Source organism: Mesorhizobium hawassense, assembly GCF_003289945.1.
GTDB lineage: Bacteria > Pseudomonadota > Alphaproteobacteria > Rhizobiales > Rhizobiaceae > Mesorhizobium > Mesorhizobium hawassense.
In genome coordinates this window covers 197,975-213,219 of record NZ_QMBP01000008.1, presented here as the reverse complement: position 1 = coordinate 213,219, position 15,245 = coordinate 197,975, and the positions used below count along the sequence as shown (strand labels likewise).

At 63.6% G+C, this 15,245-nt stretch carries 14 protein-coding genes; 8 read left to right on the top strand and 6 right to left on the bottom strand.

Annotated features, from left to right (window positions below; genetic code table 11):
- Positions 1-61 precede the first annotated feature (61 nt).
- From DPM33_RS18345 to DPM33_RS18315, 6 genes are all read left to right on the top strand, one after another.
- A complete protein-coding gene (locus tag DPM33_RS18345; protein ID WP_112098852.1) occupies positions 62-1,057 on the top strand; it encodes a lytic transglycosylase domain-containing protein in 996 nt (331 codons plus the stop codon).
- A gap of 40 nt (positions 1,058-1,097) precedes the next feature.
- A complete protein-coding gene (locus DPM33_RS18340) occupies positions 1,098-1,595 on the top strand; it encodes a GNAT family N-acetyltransferase (protein WP_112098851.1) in 498 nt (165 codons plus the stop codon).
- A gap of 212 nt (positions 1,596-1,807) precedes the next feature.
- Entirely contained in the window at positions 1,808-2,335 is a 528-nt protein-coding gene (locus tag DPM33_RS18335; RefSeq protein WP_112098850.1) for a phage tail protein, read from the top strand.
- A gap of 254 nt (positions 2,336-2,589) precedes the next feature.
- Positions 2,590-3,144, top strand: a complete 555-nt coding sequence (locus DPM33_RS18330) for a DUF4142 domain-containing protein (RefSeq protein ID WP_112098849.1) — start codon at positions 2,590-2,592, stop codon at positions 3,142-3,144.
- A 372-nt stretch (positions 3,145-3,516) separates the two neighbouring features.
- Positions 3,517-3,909, top strand: a complete 393-nt coding sequence (locus DPM33_RS18320; RefSeq protein WP_112098848.1) for a Rid family hydrolase — start codon at positions 3,517-3,519, stop codon at positions 3,907-3,909.
- Positions 3,891-5,666: a hypothetical protein gene (locus DPM33_RS18315; protein ID WP_146770279.1), complete on the top strand. Its 1,776-nt coding sequence runs from the start codon at positions 3,891-3,893 to the stop codon at positions 5,664-5,666. Before DPM33_RS18320 ends, DPM33_RS18315 begins: the two co-directional genes overlap by 19 nt.
- 52 nt (positions 5,667-5,718) lie before the next feature.
- Here DPM33_RS18315 and carB read toward each other — a convergent pair whose 3' ends face one another.
- From carB to DPM33_RS18295, 4 genes are all read right to left on the bottom strand, one after another.
- Positions 5,719-9,222, bottom strand: a complete 3,504-nt coding sequence (carB, locus tag DPM33_RS18310) for a carbamoyl-phosphate synthase large subunit (RefSeq protein WP_112098846.1) — start codon at positions 9,220-9,222, stop codon at positions 5,719-5,721.
- A gap of 288 nt (positions 9,223-9,510) precedes the next feature.
- Positions 9,511-10,314: an SH3 domain-containing protein gene (locus DPM33_RS18305; protein WP_342634353.1), complete on the bottom strand. Its 804-nt coding sequence runs from the start codon at positions 10,312-10,314 to the stop codon at positions 9,511-9,513.
- A 60-nt stretch (positions 10,315-10,374) separates the two neighbouring features.
- Positions 10,375-11,151: a metallophosphoesterase family protein gene (locus DPM33_RS18300; RefSeq protein ID WP_112098844.1), complete on the bottom strand. Its 777-nt coding sequence runs from the start codon at positions 11,149-11,151 to the stop codon at positions 10,375-10,377.
- 5 nt (positions 11,152-11,156) lie between these two features.
- Entirely contained in the window at positions 11,157-11,513 is a 357-nt protein-coding gene (locus tag DPM33_RS18295) for an ArsR/SmtB family transcription factor (RefSeq protein ID WP_112098843.1), read from the bottom strand.
- Positions 11,514-11,705: 192 nt separating this feature from the next.
- On the opposite strand from DPM33_RS18295, the gene DPM33_RS18290 reads away from it, so the two are divergent.
- The gene (locus DPM33_RS18290) at positions 11,706-12,884 is read left to right on the top strand and encodes an MFS transporter (RefSeq protein ID WP_112098842.1); all 1,179 of its coding nucleotides are present in this window, start codon (positions 11,706-11,708) and stop codon (positions 12,882-12,884) included.
- A gap of 32 nt (positions 12,885-12,916) precedes the next feature.
- Here DPM33_RS18290 and DPM33_RS18285 read toward each other — a convergent pair whose 3' ends face one another.
- Positions 12,917-13,381: a MarR family winged helix-turn-helix transcriptional regulator gene (locus tag DPM33_RS18285; RefSeq protein ID WP_112098841.1), complete on the bottom strand. Its 465-nt coding sequence runs from the start codon at positions 13,379-13,381 to the stop codon at positions 12,917-12,919.
- Between the two features lie 194 nt (positions 13,382-13,575).
- Between DPM33_RS18285 and DPM33_RS18280 the strand changes: the two genes are divergently transcribed.
- Positions 13,576-14,370 carry an SDR family NAD(P)-dependent oxidoreductase gene (locus DPM33_RS18280; protein ID WP_112098840.1) on the top strand — a complete coding sequence of 265 codons (795 nt, stop codon included), beginning with the start codon at positions 13,576-13,578 and terminating at the stop codon, positions 14,368-14,370.
- Between the two features lie 176 nt (positions 14,371-14,546).
- Here DPM33_RS18280 and DPM33_RS18275 read toward each other — a convergent pair whose 3' ends face one another.
- Positions 14,547-15,146: a LysE family translocator gene (locus DPM33_RS18275; RefSeq protein ID WP_112098839.1), complete on the bottom strand. Its 600-nt coding sequence runs from the start codon at positions 15,144-15,146 to the stop codon at positions 14,547-14,549.
- Positions 15,147-15,245: the final 99 nt, after the last annotated feature.

The following is a 15,245-nucleotide window of genomic DNA, read 5'->3' as shown; positions in this document are numbered from 1 at the left end:
GCCGGGTGTGAATCGCTGGTGTAAGGACTTCTTAACAACCGACAAACCGGACCCGCACGGCTTGCCAACTAAAATCATCATCACCGCGGTCGGCGTGCTCATTGCGGCAGCCGGTCTCAGCGGGTGCACCTCGACCTCGCAGATGAAGGCCGCGCCCGCGCTCGCGGCGGTCTCGACGCCTGTCGTCGCGGACGATACGCCGACGCTTGCGCTGCCCGAAACGGTGGCCGTGCTGCCGGAGCCTTCCGGCCTGGCGCAGGTACAGACCGCGGCGCTTACCGGCGATGCCGTTGCAATGGCAGCGACGCCCGGCGCCCCCGCGACGCCCGGCTCACTTTTGCCGCCACCCACCCAGCCCGGCGCGCCCCAGTCTGCCATGACCCTGGCACAGCCGGCGGCTTTCGCCGGCTCGACGCCGCTCGCCGGCCAGTTCCCGCCGCCGCCGGTGCTGACGGCCGGCGGTTCGCCGACCGGTCCTGGCTCAATCAAGCAAGGGGCGTCCATCAAGCAAGCGGCTGTCTACACGACCGCGGGCGTCGCCATGCCGCTCACCGGCCAGTCGGCGAAAGTCGCGCCGATGCCCGGCGTCCAGCAGGTCGCCTATGTGGTGCCGGGAAATCCGGCGCTGCTTGCGGCTCCCGGCCAGCCCGAGCAGCACGCCAGCGGTCCGCGCGGCGAGATCGAGCGGCTGATCGAGAAATATTCGGCGATCTATGAAGTGCCGGTCGACCTTGTGCGCCATGTCGTCAATCGCGAGAGCACCTTCAACCCGAAAGCCTTCAATCATGGACATTGGGGGCTGATGCAGATCAAGCACGCGACGGCGCGCGGCATGGGCTATGACGGGCCGGCGACCGGCCTTTTCGACGCCGAGACCAATCTCAAATACGCGGTGAAGTATCTGCGCGGCGCCTGGCTGGTTTCGGGCGGCAACGCCAAGCGCGCCGACATGCTCTACCAGACCGGCTATTACTACGACGCCAAGCGCAAGGGCCTGCTCGAGGCGACGGGCCTCGGCGTCGACCGCAAGCGGCACCGCCTGCCACCCGACGCCTGAGCGGATCGTCCGGTCATCCGCGGCGTTTCGGGACAGCGCCATGCCTGAAAACACCACGCCCCGTCCGCCGGTTCCCAACGACATCCGCCTGCGCAAGATGCTCGACGACTCGCTGGCCGCGCCGCATTGGCCCGAAGGCTTCGTCATGCGCGCGTTCGAGCCTCGGGATGCGCAGGCCCTGCACGCGCTGCTCGAAGAGGTGTTCGACGACGGCGCCGACGGGCCGTTCGACGAATGGTGGCCGCGCATTGCCGGCGATGCCGAGTTCGATCCCGCTCTCTGCTTCCTGGTGATCGACGGCAAGGGCCTGCTGGCGGGCGCGGCGCTCTGCTGGACCTCCGGTTTCGTCAAGGACCTGGCCGTCCATCCGGAGTCCCGACGGCAAGGCATCGGCGAGGCGCTGATGCGGCATGTGTTCGCGGCCTTCCGCGAGCGCGGGGCGGCGCATGTCGATCTCAAGACCAACACGGTGGAGAACACCGCGGCCTTCAGGCTTTACGAGCGGCTCGGCATGACCCCGGTCGGCTGGGAAGGTTAACGGTGCCCCCGCCATTGTGAAGTCCTTCACATTGGGTGACGTTAGGGCATGCTAATGCGTCGTCGTGCCGGGCGGCCGATCGGCGGATCGACGCTGGCAAGGCGTCGGAGGAGGCTGTGCCGGCATGCGTCAGCCACTCCCAGGCGGGCTCCGGGGCGGGGGTTTCGGAGCCCGTCCGCTTTCACGCGACGTGAGGCGGAGGAGATTTGGCCATGGCCCCGTTCACCGTCAATCCGCAGCGTTTCGACCCTTACAAGAACTACCGGTTCCGGCTGAAATGGGACGGTAAATACGTCGCCGGCATTTCGCGGATCAGCGGGCTGAGGCGCACCACCGAGGTGGTCGAGCACCGCGACGGCGGCGCGGCCGGCAACACGCGCAAATCGCCCGGCATCACCCGCTTCGAGCCGATCACGATCGAGCGCGGCGTGACGCACGACCTGGAATTCGAGCGCTGGGCGAACAAGGTTTGGGACCTGCAGATGGGTGTCGGCACGGAGGTTTCGCTGAAGGATTTCCGCAAGGACGTCCTCCTCGAATTCCTCAACGAGGCTGGGCAGGTGGCGCTCGTCTACAGGATCTACCGCTGCTGGCCGTCCGAAGTGCAGATGCTGCCGGAACTCGACGCCAACGCCAACGCGGTGGCGATCCAGTCGATGAAGCTGGAAAACGAGGGCTGGGAGCGCGACACCGACGTGGTCGAGCCGACCGAGCCCGGCTTCACCGACCCGCCGGGCTGATCTGCGCGCGCCGAACGGTTTTAGCCAATGGACAGGAATGCCGCAAAGCGGGGGCTGGTTCCGGCGATGAAAAAATGTCGGAACGCATTTGGCCGGCGTCCTTGGGTCGTGGAGCAACCCGCGCCCGGCAGCCTGCGCCCACTGCCACTGACGGCGATGCGGGCGGTCAGCCCGGGCGCTTCTTTTCGAGGCAACCCCGACGCCGATGCCGCGTTGGGGATGGCAGAGGGGCTGTTTCGGATCGGAGATTCCAGATGAAAACGCTGCTGCCCCTGGTCGCCGTCGCGCTGTTTGCCGGCGCGCCCCTCGCCCAGTCGGACGATACCAATACGGATGCCGTGGGACCGATGGTGACCGACAACAAGGTCGACACCCAGACCTTCGTCGCCACGGTGCCCAACGCCAACGCGTTCGAGATCCAGTCGAGCAAGCTGGCAGAGGAGAGGTCAGCCTCGGCCGACGTCAAGGCCTTCGCCGCCGATATGATCAAGGACCACGCCAAGGTTGCCGAGGATTTCAAGGCGGCGCTCAGCCAGGGCCAGACCACCGCGTCGATCAAGCCCGCCGGCCCGGCGCTGCAGCCCAAGGAGCAGCAGCTGCTCGACGAATTGAAGGGCGCGAGCGGCAAGGCGTTCGACGCCAAATACATCGAGATGCAGATCGACGCGCATAAGGATGCGGTCGCGCTGTTTTCCACCTATGCCAATTCCGGCGACGACCCGACGATGAAGGAATTCGCCAAGAAGACGCTGCCGGTGCTGAAGATGCACGAGAAGCATGTGAAGGAACTGGCGGTGGCGCATCAGTAGGGGGTTTTAGACGAGCGCGATACAGGCGGCGGTAGTGCTCTACGGCGCCCCTCTGTCCTGCCGGACATCTCCCCCACTTGGGGGGAGATTGGCGGTTTCGGCGCCTCGCCTGTTCTGCAACGGTGGTGATTGGCGAAAAGCCGACGCGACAGCTGATCTCCCCCCTTGTGGGGGAGATGTCCGGCAGGACAGAGGGGGGCGCGAAGGATCGCGACGCTGCGCACTTCCACCGGGTCTTGGCAATGACCAACCCGGCGCTCTTCAGCCCGAGCCGCCGCGCACTAATCTGCACGTATCATCCGCAGCAGGGCTAAGCCGCTGGCGTTCCCTCGCCGCCGCGATAAGCTCGCTTACAAATCAGGGAGGACCACCATGGACAAGGAAGTCATCGAAGTACCCGTGATGTCAGCGAAGGTGCGCGCGCTCGGGCTGCCGTGCTCGACAGCGGTCAGGGCCAACGGCTTCGTATTCATCTCGGCGACGCCGCCGGTAGACATGGTGACCGGTGAGATGGTGCGCGGCGACATCGAAACCCAGACGGAGGCGTCGCTGAAGGCGCTGAAACATTGCCTGGAAGCGGCCGGCAGCTGCCTGGACAAGGTGGTGATGGTGCGCATCTACGCCGTCAATTCCGGCTTCTACAACGCCATCAACCGGGTGTACGCGAGGTATTTTTCGACCAACCCGCCGGCGCGGAGTTTTGTGCCGGTGGCGTCGTGGCCGATGGAGTTCGATATCGAGATCGAGTGCGTGGCTGTGGCTTGAGGGGCGGCCCAAGCGGTTCGGTTTTCCCTGTGGGAAATTTTGGGCTTTCGGAGACGATAAAGTCTGTAATTTCCTCTGGCAAACCCTCCATTTCCGTTTCTGGTGCGGAGAATTTTGAAGAAGTCTTGTTACCATCGGACCTGGGCGACAATTTTGTAAGTGACCGTGAGGTTGACGCTCTCCTTGTCAGAGGGATTTACAGCAGAAGTAAATATCTAGAGTCTTCTCTTGGCGGGGGGAGGCCGTACCTTATCGACAGATCTGACGCTAGGGCGGTTGCAGAAGCCCTTAGGAAGTCGAATTCTACGGTGATAATTCATTGCGAGTTTGGCAATGGCAAGACTCTCTTTGTGGAGCAAGTTGCGAAATATCTGCTAGTCGATAGATTCCGTGTATTCATTCTCAATCGAACTACCGATAATTTTTCTTTTGACATTGAGTTTTTCTCGAGTTTGATGGATAAACACGTAATAATCATAGAAGAGATAATAGCCAACGAAGACATTATTAATGCAATAAGATCCCAAATAACGAATTTGAGGATGGTGATAACTACGCGAACTTCTGCATTCGATTTAAAAAGCACGGATATACGTACTATAGTCGATGAAAGTGCTGCGGTATATTCTGTTGATAAACTCAAGCCTGCAGACATCGATTCTGCGATAAGTATCCTAGATCATGGCGGCTATTGGGGTAAGTTAGATGGCGTTCGCAGCCTAAGGGACAAGAGAGCATTTATTGAGAAGAACTGTAAGCCAGAGATTTCATCGCTTCTTCTTGGTGTGGTTTCGTCAGAATATCTTGACGAAAGACTCAGGGTAGCTTTCTCTAAGCATAGCTATCAGTTATCTTCCGCAGAGCGGGGGATAGTCCTAGCTCTTTGCCTGAATATGGTCGAGATAGTTCCGACATTTGAGTTTTTCAGCGAACTGCTTGATGTCGATCTATTTAGTACGATACGTACGTTTGACGATCATTTTGTAAGCGAGTTCTTCGCAATTAATGATGTTGGTATATTTGCGAGGTCTCCTGTAATGTCCGAGTATATACTTAGGAACGTTATTTCTGACGATCTAAAAATTGACGTTGTCCTCGAAGCAATCAGAGTTTCGTCGGAAAAGCACAAGAGAGCGAAGAGGTATAGGGAAGTTAATTCGAAATTGATGCAATTTTCTTTCATAGAGCGGATTGTCAGGAGCGTTAACAACCGCTACGAGCGCATCGAGGAATTCTATGATCGAGCTGGCGAAATCGGATTTAAAGAATTCAGCCCTCACTACTGGCTTCAGTATGCAATTGCTGCTCGCTCTTTTAAGGATTATAGATCGGCAGATCGTTTTTTCGCGCAGACTAAAAAGATAATGGAGAGAAGGCCGGATTTTTATACGTATAAGGTGGACAACGCTTATGCGCAATTCTTATTGGAAAGCCGTGTTGATACAGATTTATGGAGCGATTTCTTTCCTTCTTTTGTTGAGGCCAGCACGTTAGCGCTCAACCAGACTCGCAATAAGCGGACGGGACTCTATCCGTACAAAGTGGCATCGAAGTTCCTAAATTTCTTTGAGGCAAGAGGGGAGCGCTTCTCGCAGACGCAGATACAGCAGAGCCTTGACATGCTCGGACAATGGTCGAAGCAAATTGAAAGTGTATCTAAGAACAACCGAAATAAAAGAAGTCTGACGCTGGCGAATAATAGCGTCGACTTGTCGATTGACTACCTGTTAGCTCTCAAGAGGCCAAGAAAGAGCTAAGGGTTCTTTCGTGCCGTTCTCCTATGTGTTTGACGATATTGAGGCGTGGGCCTCATCCAAAATACTCCTGCAGCGGCCGCACTTCGAGGTTCCCCGCTCTTAGCGCCGCAATCGCCTCCGCCACCGCAGCCGCACCCGACAGCGTCGTGTAATACGGCACCTTCTGCATCAGCGTTGCCCTGCGCAGCGATTTCGAGTCCGACACGGCCTTCTGGCCGTCGGTGGTGTTGAAGACGATCTGGACCTGGCGATTGCGGATGGCGTCCTCGATGTGGGGGCGGCCTTCGAGCACCTTGTTGATCTTTTCGGCAACCACGCCGTTCTCGGCGAGGAAGCGGGCGGTGCCGGAGGTGGCGAGCACCTTGAAGCCCTGGCCGGCGAGGCGTTTCACCGCCGGCAGGATGCCTTTCTTGTCCTCGTCGCGGACCGAGACGAAGAGGGTGCCGGAGCGGGGCAGGTCGACATTGGCGCCGAGCTGGCTCTTGGCGAAGGCCAGCGCAAAATCGCGGTCGAGGCCCATGACCTCGCCGGTCGAGCGCATCTCCGGGCCGAGCAGGATGTCGACGCCGGGGAAGCGGGCGAAGGGGAAGACGGCTTCCTTGACCGCGATGTGGCCGGGATTGCGCGGATCGGGCATTGCGCCGTAGTGGGCGAAGGCGTTTTCCAGCGTCTCGCCGGCCATGATGCGCGCCGCGATTTTCGCGATTGGACGCCCGATGGTCTTGGCGACGAAGGGCACGGTGCGCGAGGCGCGGGGGTTGACCTCCAGCACATAGACCGCGCCGTCCTGGATGGCGTATTGCACGTTCATCAGGCCGCCGACATTGAGCGCGCGCGCCAAGGCCGCGGTCTGCCGCTCCAGCTCGTCGACGAGGTCCGGGTGCAGCGAATGCACCGGCAGCGAGCAGGCACTGTCGCCCGAATGGATGCCGGCCTCCTCGATATGCTCCAGGATGCCCGAGACGAAGGTGTCCTTGCCGTCGCAGAGGCAGTCGACATCGACCTCGATGGCGCCCTTGAGATAGGTGTCGAACAAAAGCGGGTTCTTGCCCAGCAGCGTGTTGATCTGGCCGGTCTTGTCGTTGGGGTATTTCTGCTTGATGTCCTCCGGCACCAGGCCGGGCACGGTGTCGAGCAGGTAGGTCTGCAGCATGCCCTCGTCATGGATGATCTGCATGGCGCGGCCGCCGAGCACATAGGAGGGGCGCACCACCAGCGGGAAGCCAAGCTCGCCGGCGACGAGGCGCGCCTGCTCGACCGAATAGGCGATGCCGTTCTTCGGCTGGCTGAGATTGAGCTTGTGCAGGAGCTTCTGGAAGCGGTCGCGGTCCTCCGCCAGGTCGATCATGTCGGGCGAGGTGCCGAGGATCGGGATGCCGGCCTTCTCCAGCGCGTCGGCCAGCTTCAGCGGCGTCTGGCCGCCGAACTGGACGATGACGCCGACCAGTTCGCCCGAGGCCTGCTCGGCGCGCAGGATCTCCAGCACGTCCTCCGCCGTCAGCGGATCGAAATAGAGCCGGTCGGAGGTGTCGTAGTCGGTCGACACCGTCTCCGGGTTGCAGTTGATCATGATCGCTTCATAGCCGGCGTCGCGCAGCGCGAACGCCGCGTGACAGCAGCAATAGTCGAACTCGATGCCCTGGCCGATGCGGTTCGGACCGCCGCCGAGGATGACCACTTTCCGGCGCGACGAAACCCGCGCCTCGTTGGCGGGCTCGCCGACGAAAGGCACCTCATAGGTCGAGTACATATAGGCGGTCGGCGAGGCGAATTCGGCGGCGCATGTGTCGATGCGCTTATAGACCGGATGGACGTCGAGCTTCTGCCTGGCCTTCTGGACGGCTTCGGCGTCGGTCCTGGTCAGCGATCCGAGGCGGGCGTCGGAAAAGCCCATCGCCTTCAGCATGCGCAGGTTCTCGGCATCCTGCGGCAGGCCATGCTCGCGGATGCGCTCCTCCATGGCGATGATGCCGGCGATCTGCTCGAGGAACCACGGGTCGATCTTGCACATGGCGTGCACGTCTTCCAGCGACGTGCCCATGCGGATCGCCTGCGCCACCATGCGCAGCCGGTCGGGCGTCGGCGTGCCGAGCGCGGCGCGGATGGCGTTGCGGTCGTCGACATGACTGGCGGGCGCGCTGCCGTGGCCGAGGCCGGGGATCTCGATCTCGTCCAGGCCTGTCAGGCCGGTTTCCAGTCCGCGCAGCGCCTTCTGCAGCGATTCCTGAAAAGTGCGGCCGATGGCCATCACTTCGCCCACCGACTTCATGGCGGTGGTCAGCACCGGCTCGGCGCCGGGGAATTTTTCAAAGGCAAAGCGCGGGATCTTGGTGACGACATAGTCGATGGTCGGCTCGAAGGACGCCGGCGTCGCGCCGCCGGTGATGTCGTTCTCCAACTCGTCCAGCGTGTAGCCGACGGCGAGCTTGGCGGCGACCTTGGCGATCGGGAAGCCGGTCGCCTTCGAGGCCAGCGCCGAGGAGCGCGAGACGCGCGGGTTCATCTCGATGACGACCAGACGGCCGTCGGCCGGGTTGACGGCGAACTGCACGTTGGAGCCGCCGGTCTCGACGCCGATCTCGCGCAGCACCGCCAGCGAGGCGTTGCGCATCATCTGATATTCCTTGTCGGTCAGCGTCAGCGCCGGCGCGACGGTGATGGAGTCACCCGTGTGCACGCCCATCGGGTCGAGGTTCTCGATCGAACAGACGATGATGCAGTTGTCCGCCTTGTCGCGGACGACCTCCATCTCATACTCCTTCCAGCCGAGCACGCTTTCCTCGATCAGCACCTCGGTGGTGGGGGAGGCGTCGAGGCCCGACTGGACGATGTCGTAGAATTCGGCGCGGTTGTAGGCGATGCCGCCGCCGGTGCCGCCCATGGTGAAGGACGGGCGGATGATCGCCGGCAGGCCGACATGGTCGAGCGCCTGGGCGGCGATCGCCATGCCATGGCTGATATAGCGCTGCTTGCGGTCGCCTTCGCCGAGGTTCCAGCGCGTTTCCAGCGCGTCGAGCGCGGCGTCGAGGTTTTCCGGGTTCTCGGCCTTGAGTGCTGCGCGCTCGGCCTCATGCGTCTTGCGGTCGGCGTTCTTGACGTCGGTGGCGTTGGCCAGCATCGAGCGCGGCGTCTCCAGGCCGATCTTGCTCATCGCCTGGCGGAACAGCGCGCGGTCCTCGGCCTTGTCGATGGCATGCGCGTCGGCGCCGATCATCTCTACTTGATAGCGCTCCAGCACGCCCATGCGGCGCAGCGACAGGGCGGTGTTGAGCGCGGTCTGGCCGCCCATGGTCGGCAGCAGCGCGTCCGGCCGCTCCTTGGCGATGATCTTGGCCACCACTTCGGGCGTGATCGGCTCGATATAGGTGGCGTCGGCCAGCTCCGGATCGGTCATGATCGTGGCCGGATTGGAGTTGACCAGGATGACGCGGAAACCCTCTTCCTTCAGCGCCTTGCAGGCCTGGGTGCCGGAATAGTCGAACTCGCAAGCCTGGCCGATGACGATGGGGCCGGCCCCGATGATCAGGATCGACTTGATGTCGGTGCGTCTTGGCATATTCGAAAAATCCGTTCGGCGAGCGGCTTGCACGAAAAACCGGGACGGGAGGACCCGGCCGGTTGTGCTTGCGATTATGGTATCAGGCTAGGAGGGCCTTATAGGGAAGAGTTTTGCGGGATGTAACCCCGAAAATGCGGGAGTAGGCAGTAGGCAGTAGGCAGTAGGCAGTAGGCAGTAGGCAGTAGGCAGTAGGCAATAGGCAGTAGGCAGTAGGCAGTAGGCAGTAGGCAGTAGGGGAGGGTTCAAGCCCCTACTGCCTAATCCCTACTGCCTATTGCCAAATCCCTAGTATCCCAGCGCGAGCGCATCCGTGATCTCGAAGCGCTCGGAAACGCCGACGCGGATCATGTTGAGCGTGCCTTCGCGCGTGAAGCGGAATTCGTCCGGCGAGTCCGAGCCGCTCGGCTGGCCGTCATGGAAGGTGATGATGCGGCTGCCGCCGTCCGGCCAGGTCACGGTCACGGCGCTTTCGCCGCCGGTATGCGCGACACTTATCTCGCAACGGGTCATCGGCTGGCCGACATGGCGCGCGCAGGGGATGCCGGCGTCCGGGGCAGGGGCGTCGGCGTTTGCCGCGGCCGCGAAGGCGAGGCCATAGGCGTCCTGCATGGCGGTCCTGCCGATATCCGCGGCGGATGGCGGGTCGCCCGGCTCGCTGCCGCCCAGCCGCGTCGCGATATCCGGCGGCGGCGTTTCGGCGGGCGCGGCTGTGCTGTCTCCGGTGGTCGGTACCGTGCCGTCATCCGGCGCCGGCGCGGGGTTGTTGGGGCTGAGATAGCGGGCCGGCGCCCAGCCGACGATATGAGCGTCCTGCGTGTCCTCGACCTTGCACCAGGGATGACCTTTGATGACGTTGCAGCCGAAATTCCTGACGGCCGCGCCATTGGGCAGCCGCGCCGCCACCTTCCCGCCCGCTGAAGCGGTGGCGCGGATGTTGAGAAGATCGTCCGGCGCGAGGCCGCCGATGATCGAAATGATCGTTCCCGGCGCTTCCTCAGCCAAGGCCGGCACGGCGGCGAGCAGCAAAGGAGCAGCCAAGAGCAGCGTCGACGGGAGCATGGCCTTGCGCTTCATATGAGCCTTGCTCAATGGATATCAGCTCCACTTAATCTGGATATGAGCTTCGCCCAATCTGGATATGAACTCCGTTCAATCAGGATATGAGCTCCGCTCAATCCTCATGAACCCGGTCCGCAGCGCGTGTGCCCATTCCGGCCGTCCCGCCTGTTCGGCCTGCTTTGCGGCGGCTTCATGGTCGTAGTCCACGACGATCGCCTCGAAGCGGCCGGGATGGCCGTCCCGGAGCTCGACGATGCCATAGCGGGCGTGCGGCGAGCCTTGCTCGGAGACATGCGCCGGCGGCGTGTCATCGTCATAGGCCGGGCAGCCGACGCTGCCGGGGTTGAAGATGACAGGACCGTCGGGGATGCGGATCAATTCGTTGCGGTGGCTGTGGCCGCACAATACCAGACGGCAGCCCGGATCGAGCGGCTTCAGCCGGCGCCTGATCGCGGCTAGCGGCGCGCGCACCAGCTGGCCGTCGACGATGGCGTCGGCAAGGTATTTCTCGTCATGGTCCGGCCGGGAGTGGAAGGCGACGATTCCGGGCGCGATCTCCAGTGTGAGCGGCAAGTCGAGCAGCGCCTGGCGCTGCGCCGATGTCAGCCGCTCCTTTGCATAGCGATCGGATGGCCACATGGTGTCGTCGGCCGGATCCTGCGCGACGCGGCGATCGTGATTGCCGCGCACCGTCGGCAGGCCGAGCGCCCGCAGCCTGTCCATCGTCTCGCGCGGCCAGAGCGGGCCGGAGACACAGTCGCCGAGATTGACGGTGATGTCGGCGCCGCCGCGCCGTTTCAGATCGTCCAGCACCGCATCCAGTGCCAGCACGTTGCCATGGATGTCGGCGAGGACGGCGATGCGCATGGGGATCAGGCCGAAACCTCGACCTCGGCGGTGCCGACCGCCGGCAGATCCTTGTCGCCGTCGGCCGCGGCGATCACGCTGTCGAGCAGGCCGGGAAAGCGCTTGTCGAGGTCGTCGCGGCGCAGCGTGATCAGCCGGCTGGTGCCGACGGCTTCGCTGCGGGTGACGCCCGCCTCGCGCAGCTTGGCGAGGTGGTAGCTGAGATTGGTCTTGGAGGCGAGGTCGAGGAACTTGCTGCAGTTCAGCGGCACGCCTTCCTTGCTGGCCAGATAGCGCACGATGGCAAGCCGGGTCGGATCGCCGAGCACGGCGAGTACGATCGGCAGGCTGATCTGGTCGGTGGTGGGATGGGGCAGGCTCATGCCCCAGAATTAAGCACAAACGACGCGAACTTCAACGCGGCTCCTGGTGCTGCCGATGGACGCAGCTTCTTCATTCTGGCCCCGTCCTGACACAGGGCTGTCAGCAGGGTTCAGCTATTTTGTCCCGGCTCGGTTGACATCATGCCGTGCCATGTCCAATTGTTCAATAACTTTTGAACTAAGGACATGCCCATGGACAAGCGGATCTTCTGGCTGGCGCTCGGATCGTTTGCGATCTCGACCGAAGGCTTCGTCATCTCCAGCCTTCTTCCCGACATTGCATCCGACGCCGACATCTCCGTGCCGCTCGCCGGCTCGCTGATCACTGCCTTCGCGCTCGCTTATGCGATCGGCGCGCCTGTGCTGGCGACGCTGACCGGCGAATGGGACCGGCGGCGCGTCATCCTGTGGACGCTGGTGTTCTTCGTCATCGGCAATCTGGTGGCGGCGCTCAGCTCGTCCTTCGAGTTGCTTTTGATCGCCCGCATCGTCATGGCACTATCGTCCGGCCTGTTCGCGGCGACCGCGCAGGGCACGGCGGTGGCGCTGGTCGACGACCACCACCGGGCGCGCGCCATCGCGGTCGTCGTCGGCGGCACCACGGTGGCCGTGGCGGTCGGCGCGCCGCTCGGCGCGCTGGTCGCGGCGATTGCCGGCTGGCGCGGCACCTTCTTCGCCATCGCCGGGCTCGGCGCCCTGTCCGGCGCGATCCTCTGGTGGCGGCTGCCGCGCGGCATCGTCGGCACCAGGCTGCCCCTGAAGCGCAGGCTGGCGGCGGCGGTTCGCCCCGGCGTGATGCCGATCCTTTTGACGACGGCGCTTGCGCTGGTCGGCGCCTTCACCGTCTTCAGCTTCATCGCGCCCCTGGCCATTCAGGGTGGCGGGCTGTCGCCGATCGCGCTGCCCGGGATGCTGCTCGCCTTCGGCGTCGGCGCCGTCATCGGCAACATCGCCGGCGGCCAGGCCGCCGACCGCTTCGGCGCGACCCGCACCGTCGCCTGGTCGCTGACGCTGTCGGCCGCGATGCTGGTGACCTTCTCGCTGATTCCGGCCTTCCTGCCGCAGTCGATCGCCGGACCGGCGCTGATGGCCATGATGGTGCCTTGGGGCATCGTCGGCTGGGCCTTCCCGCCGGCGCAGGCGAGCCGCATCCTCAAGATCGCGCCCGATGCCGCGCCGATCGTGCTGTCGCTCAACGCTTCGGCGCTCTATTTCGGTGTCGCGCTGGGTGCGGTGGTCGGCGCCGCGGTGCTGCGCTTCGGCGCGCCGGCCGATCTCGGCCTGGTCGCCGCGGCGTTTCCGGTCATCGGGCTCGGCATCGTGCTGGCGGGACGGGCGTTTGCACGGCCCGTCGCGATGCCCGCGGAATAAGCTACTTCAAATCCTGAACCGCGGCCGTTTCTTCAGTTCGAAGGAGCGGCCGCCGGCATTTCGAGGTCGAGATCGGCCACCGCGTCGAGCGCCGCGCGCAGTTTCGCCGCCTGCTCGGCGCCGACCTTGTCCTCGAACTGCTGCTGCGCGACGCCCCACAGCCTGATCGCTTCGTCGAGCTTGGCCTCGCCCCGCGGCGTCAGACGCACGCGCTTGACGCGGCGGTCGTCCTTGTCGGCGAAGGTTTCGACATAGCCGTCGCGGATCAGCGGCTTCAGCGTATGGCCGAGCGCCGAAAGGTCCATGATCAGCGCCTCGGCGATGGTGCCCATCGCCGGCTCGCTGCTGATATGGATCTGGAAGAGCAGGCCGAACTGCGTGCTCTTCAAGCCCGTGGGCGCCAGCGCGTCGTCGTAGAAGCGGCCGAGGCTGCGCGCGGCGCGCCGCAGCGTGGCGTTGTTGCAGCGGCTAAATCCGGGTTGCTTAGCCTGGTCCATATGAACTCCTTACCGGCGGAAACGTGTGCCGGCCATCCTGAGAAAATAGTTTTCACCGTCGCCGTTGACAAGATAGTGGCATATACCTACTTCGATGAAAGTGGCATATGCCACTAATTGGAATTGCACCCGAAGCGATGTCCGACCGGCACCGTTGGCCGAGTAGGGACGAACAGGACAAAAGGAACAGGACAATGAGCACGAAGGACAACAAGGGCACGGCCGTCATCACCGGCGGATCGTCGGGCATCGGTGCGGTTTATGCGGACCGGCTGGCGGGGCAAGGCTACGACCTGGTGCTGGTGGCGCGGCGCGCCGACCGGCTGCAGGAAGTGGCAGACAGGCTCGCCTACGCCTATGGCCGCAAGGTCAAGACGATCGTCGCCGATCTCTCCGTCGATGCCGATCTGCGCCGCGTCGAGCAGACGGTCGCGACGGACGACAGCGTGACGCTGCTGATCAACAATGCCGGCGTGGCCGGCCTGGAGACCATTGCCGATGCCGACGCCGACACGGCGGAGCGCATGATCAAGGTCAATGTCGTGGCGCTGACCAGGCTGACCAGGGCGGTCTTGCCGGGCCTGCTTGCGCGCAACCGCGGCGCCATCATCAACATCGCCTCGGTCGTCGCCTATGGCATTGCCGTCGGCGGCATCTACAGCGGCACCAAGGCCTATGTCGCCAACTTCACGGAAGCGCTGCAGAAGGAAGTCGCCGGCACCAATGTGAAAGTCCAGTCAGTGGTGCCCGGACCGATCCGCACCGAGTTGTGGGACGTCTCCGGCATCAGCCTCGACAGGATCAATCCGGACTGGATCATGAGTGCCGAAGATCTGGTCGACGCGGCACTTGCCGGGCTCGCCCAGGGCGAGACCGTCACCGCGCCCGGCCTTGCCGATGCGGCCGGGCTGGCCACCTATCTCGGCGCCCGGGACCAGTTCTTCGGCAGCCTGTTCTCCGGCAAGCCGGCGGCGCGCTACGCCGTCTGAGGGTTAGGTTCCTCGCCCCCGCAACGCGGGGGAGAGGTGGCCGCGAAGCGGCCGGAGAGGGGGCCTTCGTAGGGCGAGTTCGTCGCCGGAAACTGGTGCCGTGGCGCGAGTTCCCCTCTCCGTCTCGGCTTCGCCGAGCCACCTCTCCCCCACCTTCGTGGGGGCGAGGAACAGCGCTATACCGGCCGCCACATCTGCAGGATCGAGGCGGCCAGCAGCAGGCCGAGCACGATGTTGAGCGCACGCCACTGGCGCTCCGTCTTGAGCAGGCGGGCAAGCAGGGTTCCCGCCACACACCACAAAGACAATGAGAAAGCCGCGGTCAGGCCGAACACGGCGCCGAGCAGCAGCGCGAGTTGCAAGGGACCATCCGCCAGCGCCGCGAAGGATGCGGCGGCGCCGAGGCCCATCGCCCAGCCCTTCGGGTTCATCCACTGGATGCCGGCGCCGCCGAAAAAGCTGTTCGGCCTGGCCATGCTGATGTCGAGCTTGGGCGGGCCGCTGCGGCCGATCTTGATCGCCAGCCAGATCAGGTAGAGCGAGCCGGCGATCTTCATGGCGAGCTGCAGGGATGGGATGGCCGCAAGCAGCCCGGCGAGGCCGGCCGCGCCCGCGGCCGCCACGGTAGCCAGCCCGGCGGCGCTGCCGGCCATTAGCGGCACCGAGCGGCGAAAGCCGAATTGCGCGCCGGAAGCGGTCGAGAGCGTCGTGGCGATGCCGGGCGTCGAGGTCGAGATCAGCGCGAACAGGACCAACGGGATGATGGTTTCGGACATGCGGGCTTCCCGGTCTGAGGAGCCGGCATGCTTAGGCGCTTTGCGGCATCAGTAAATGCAATGTTTGATATAGTTTGCATTAGCGAATATAATGCCGCC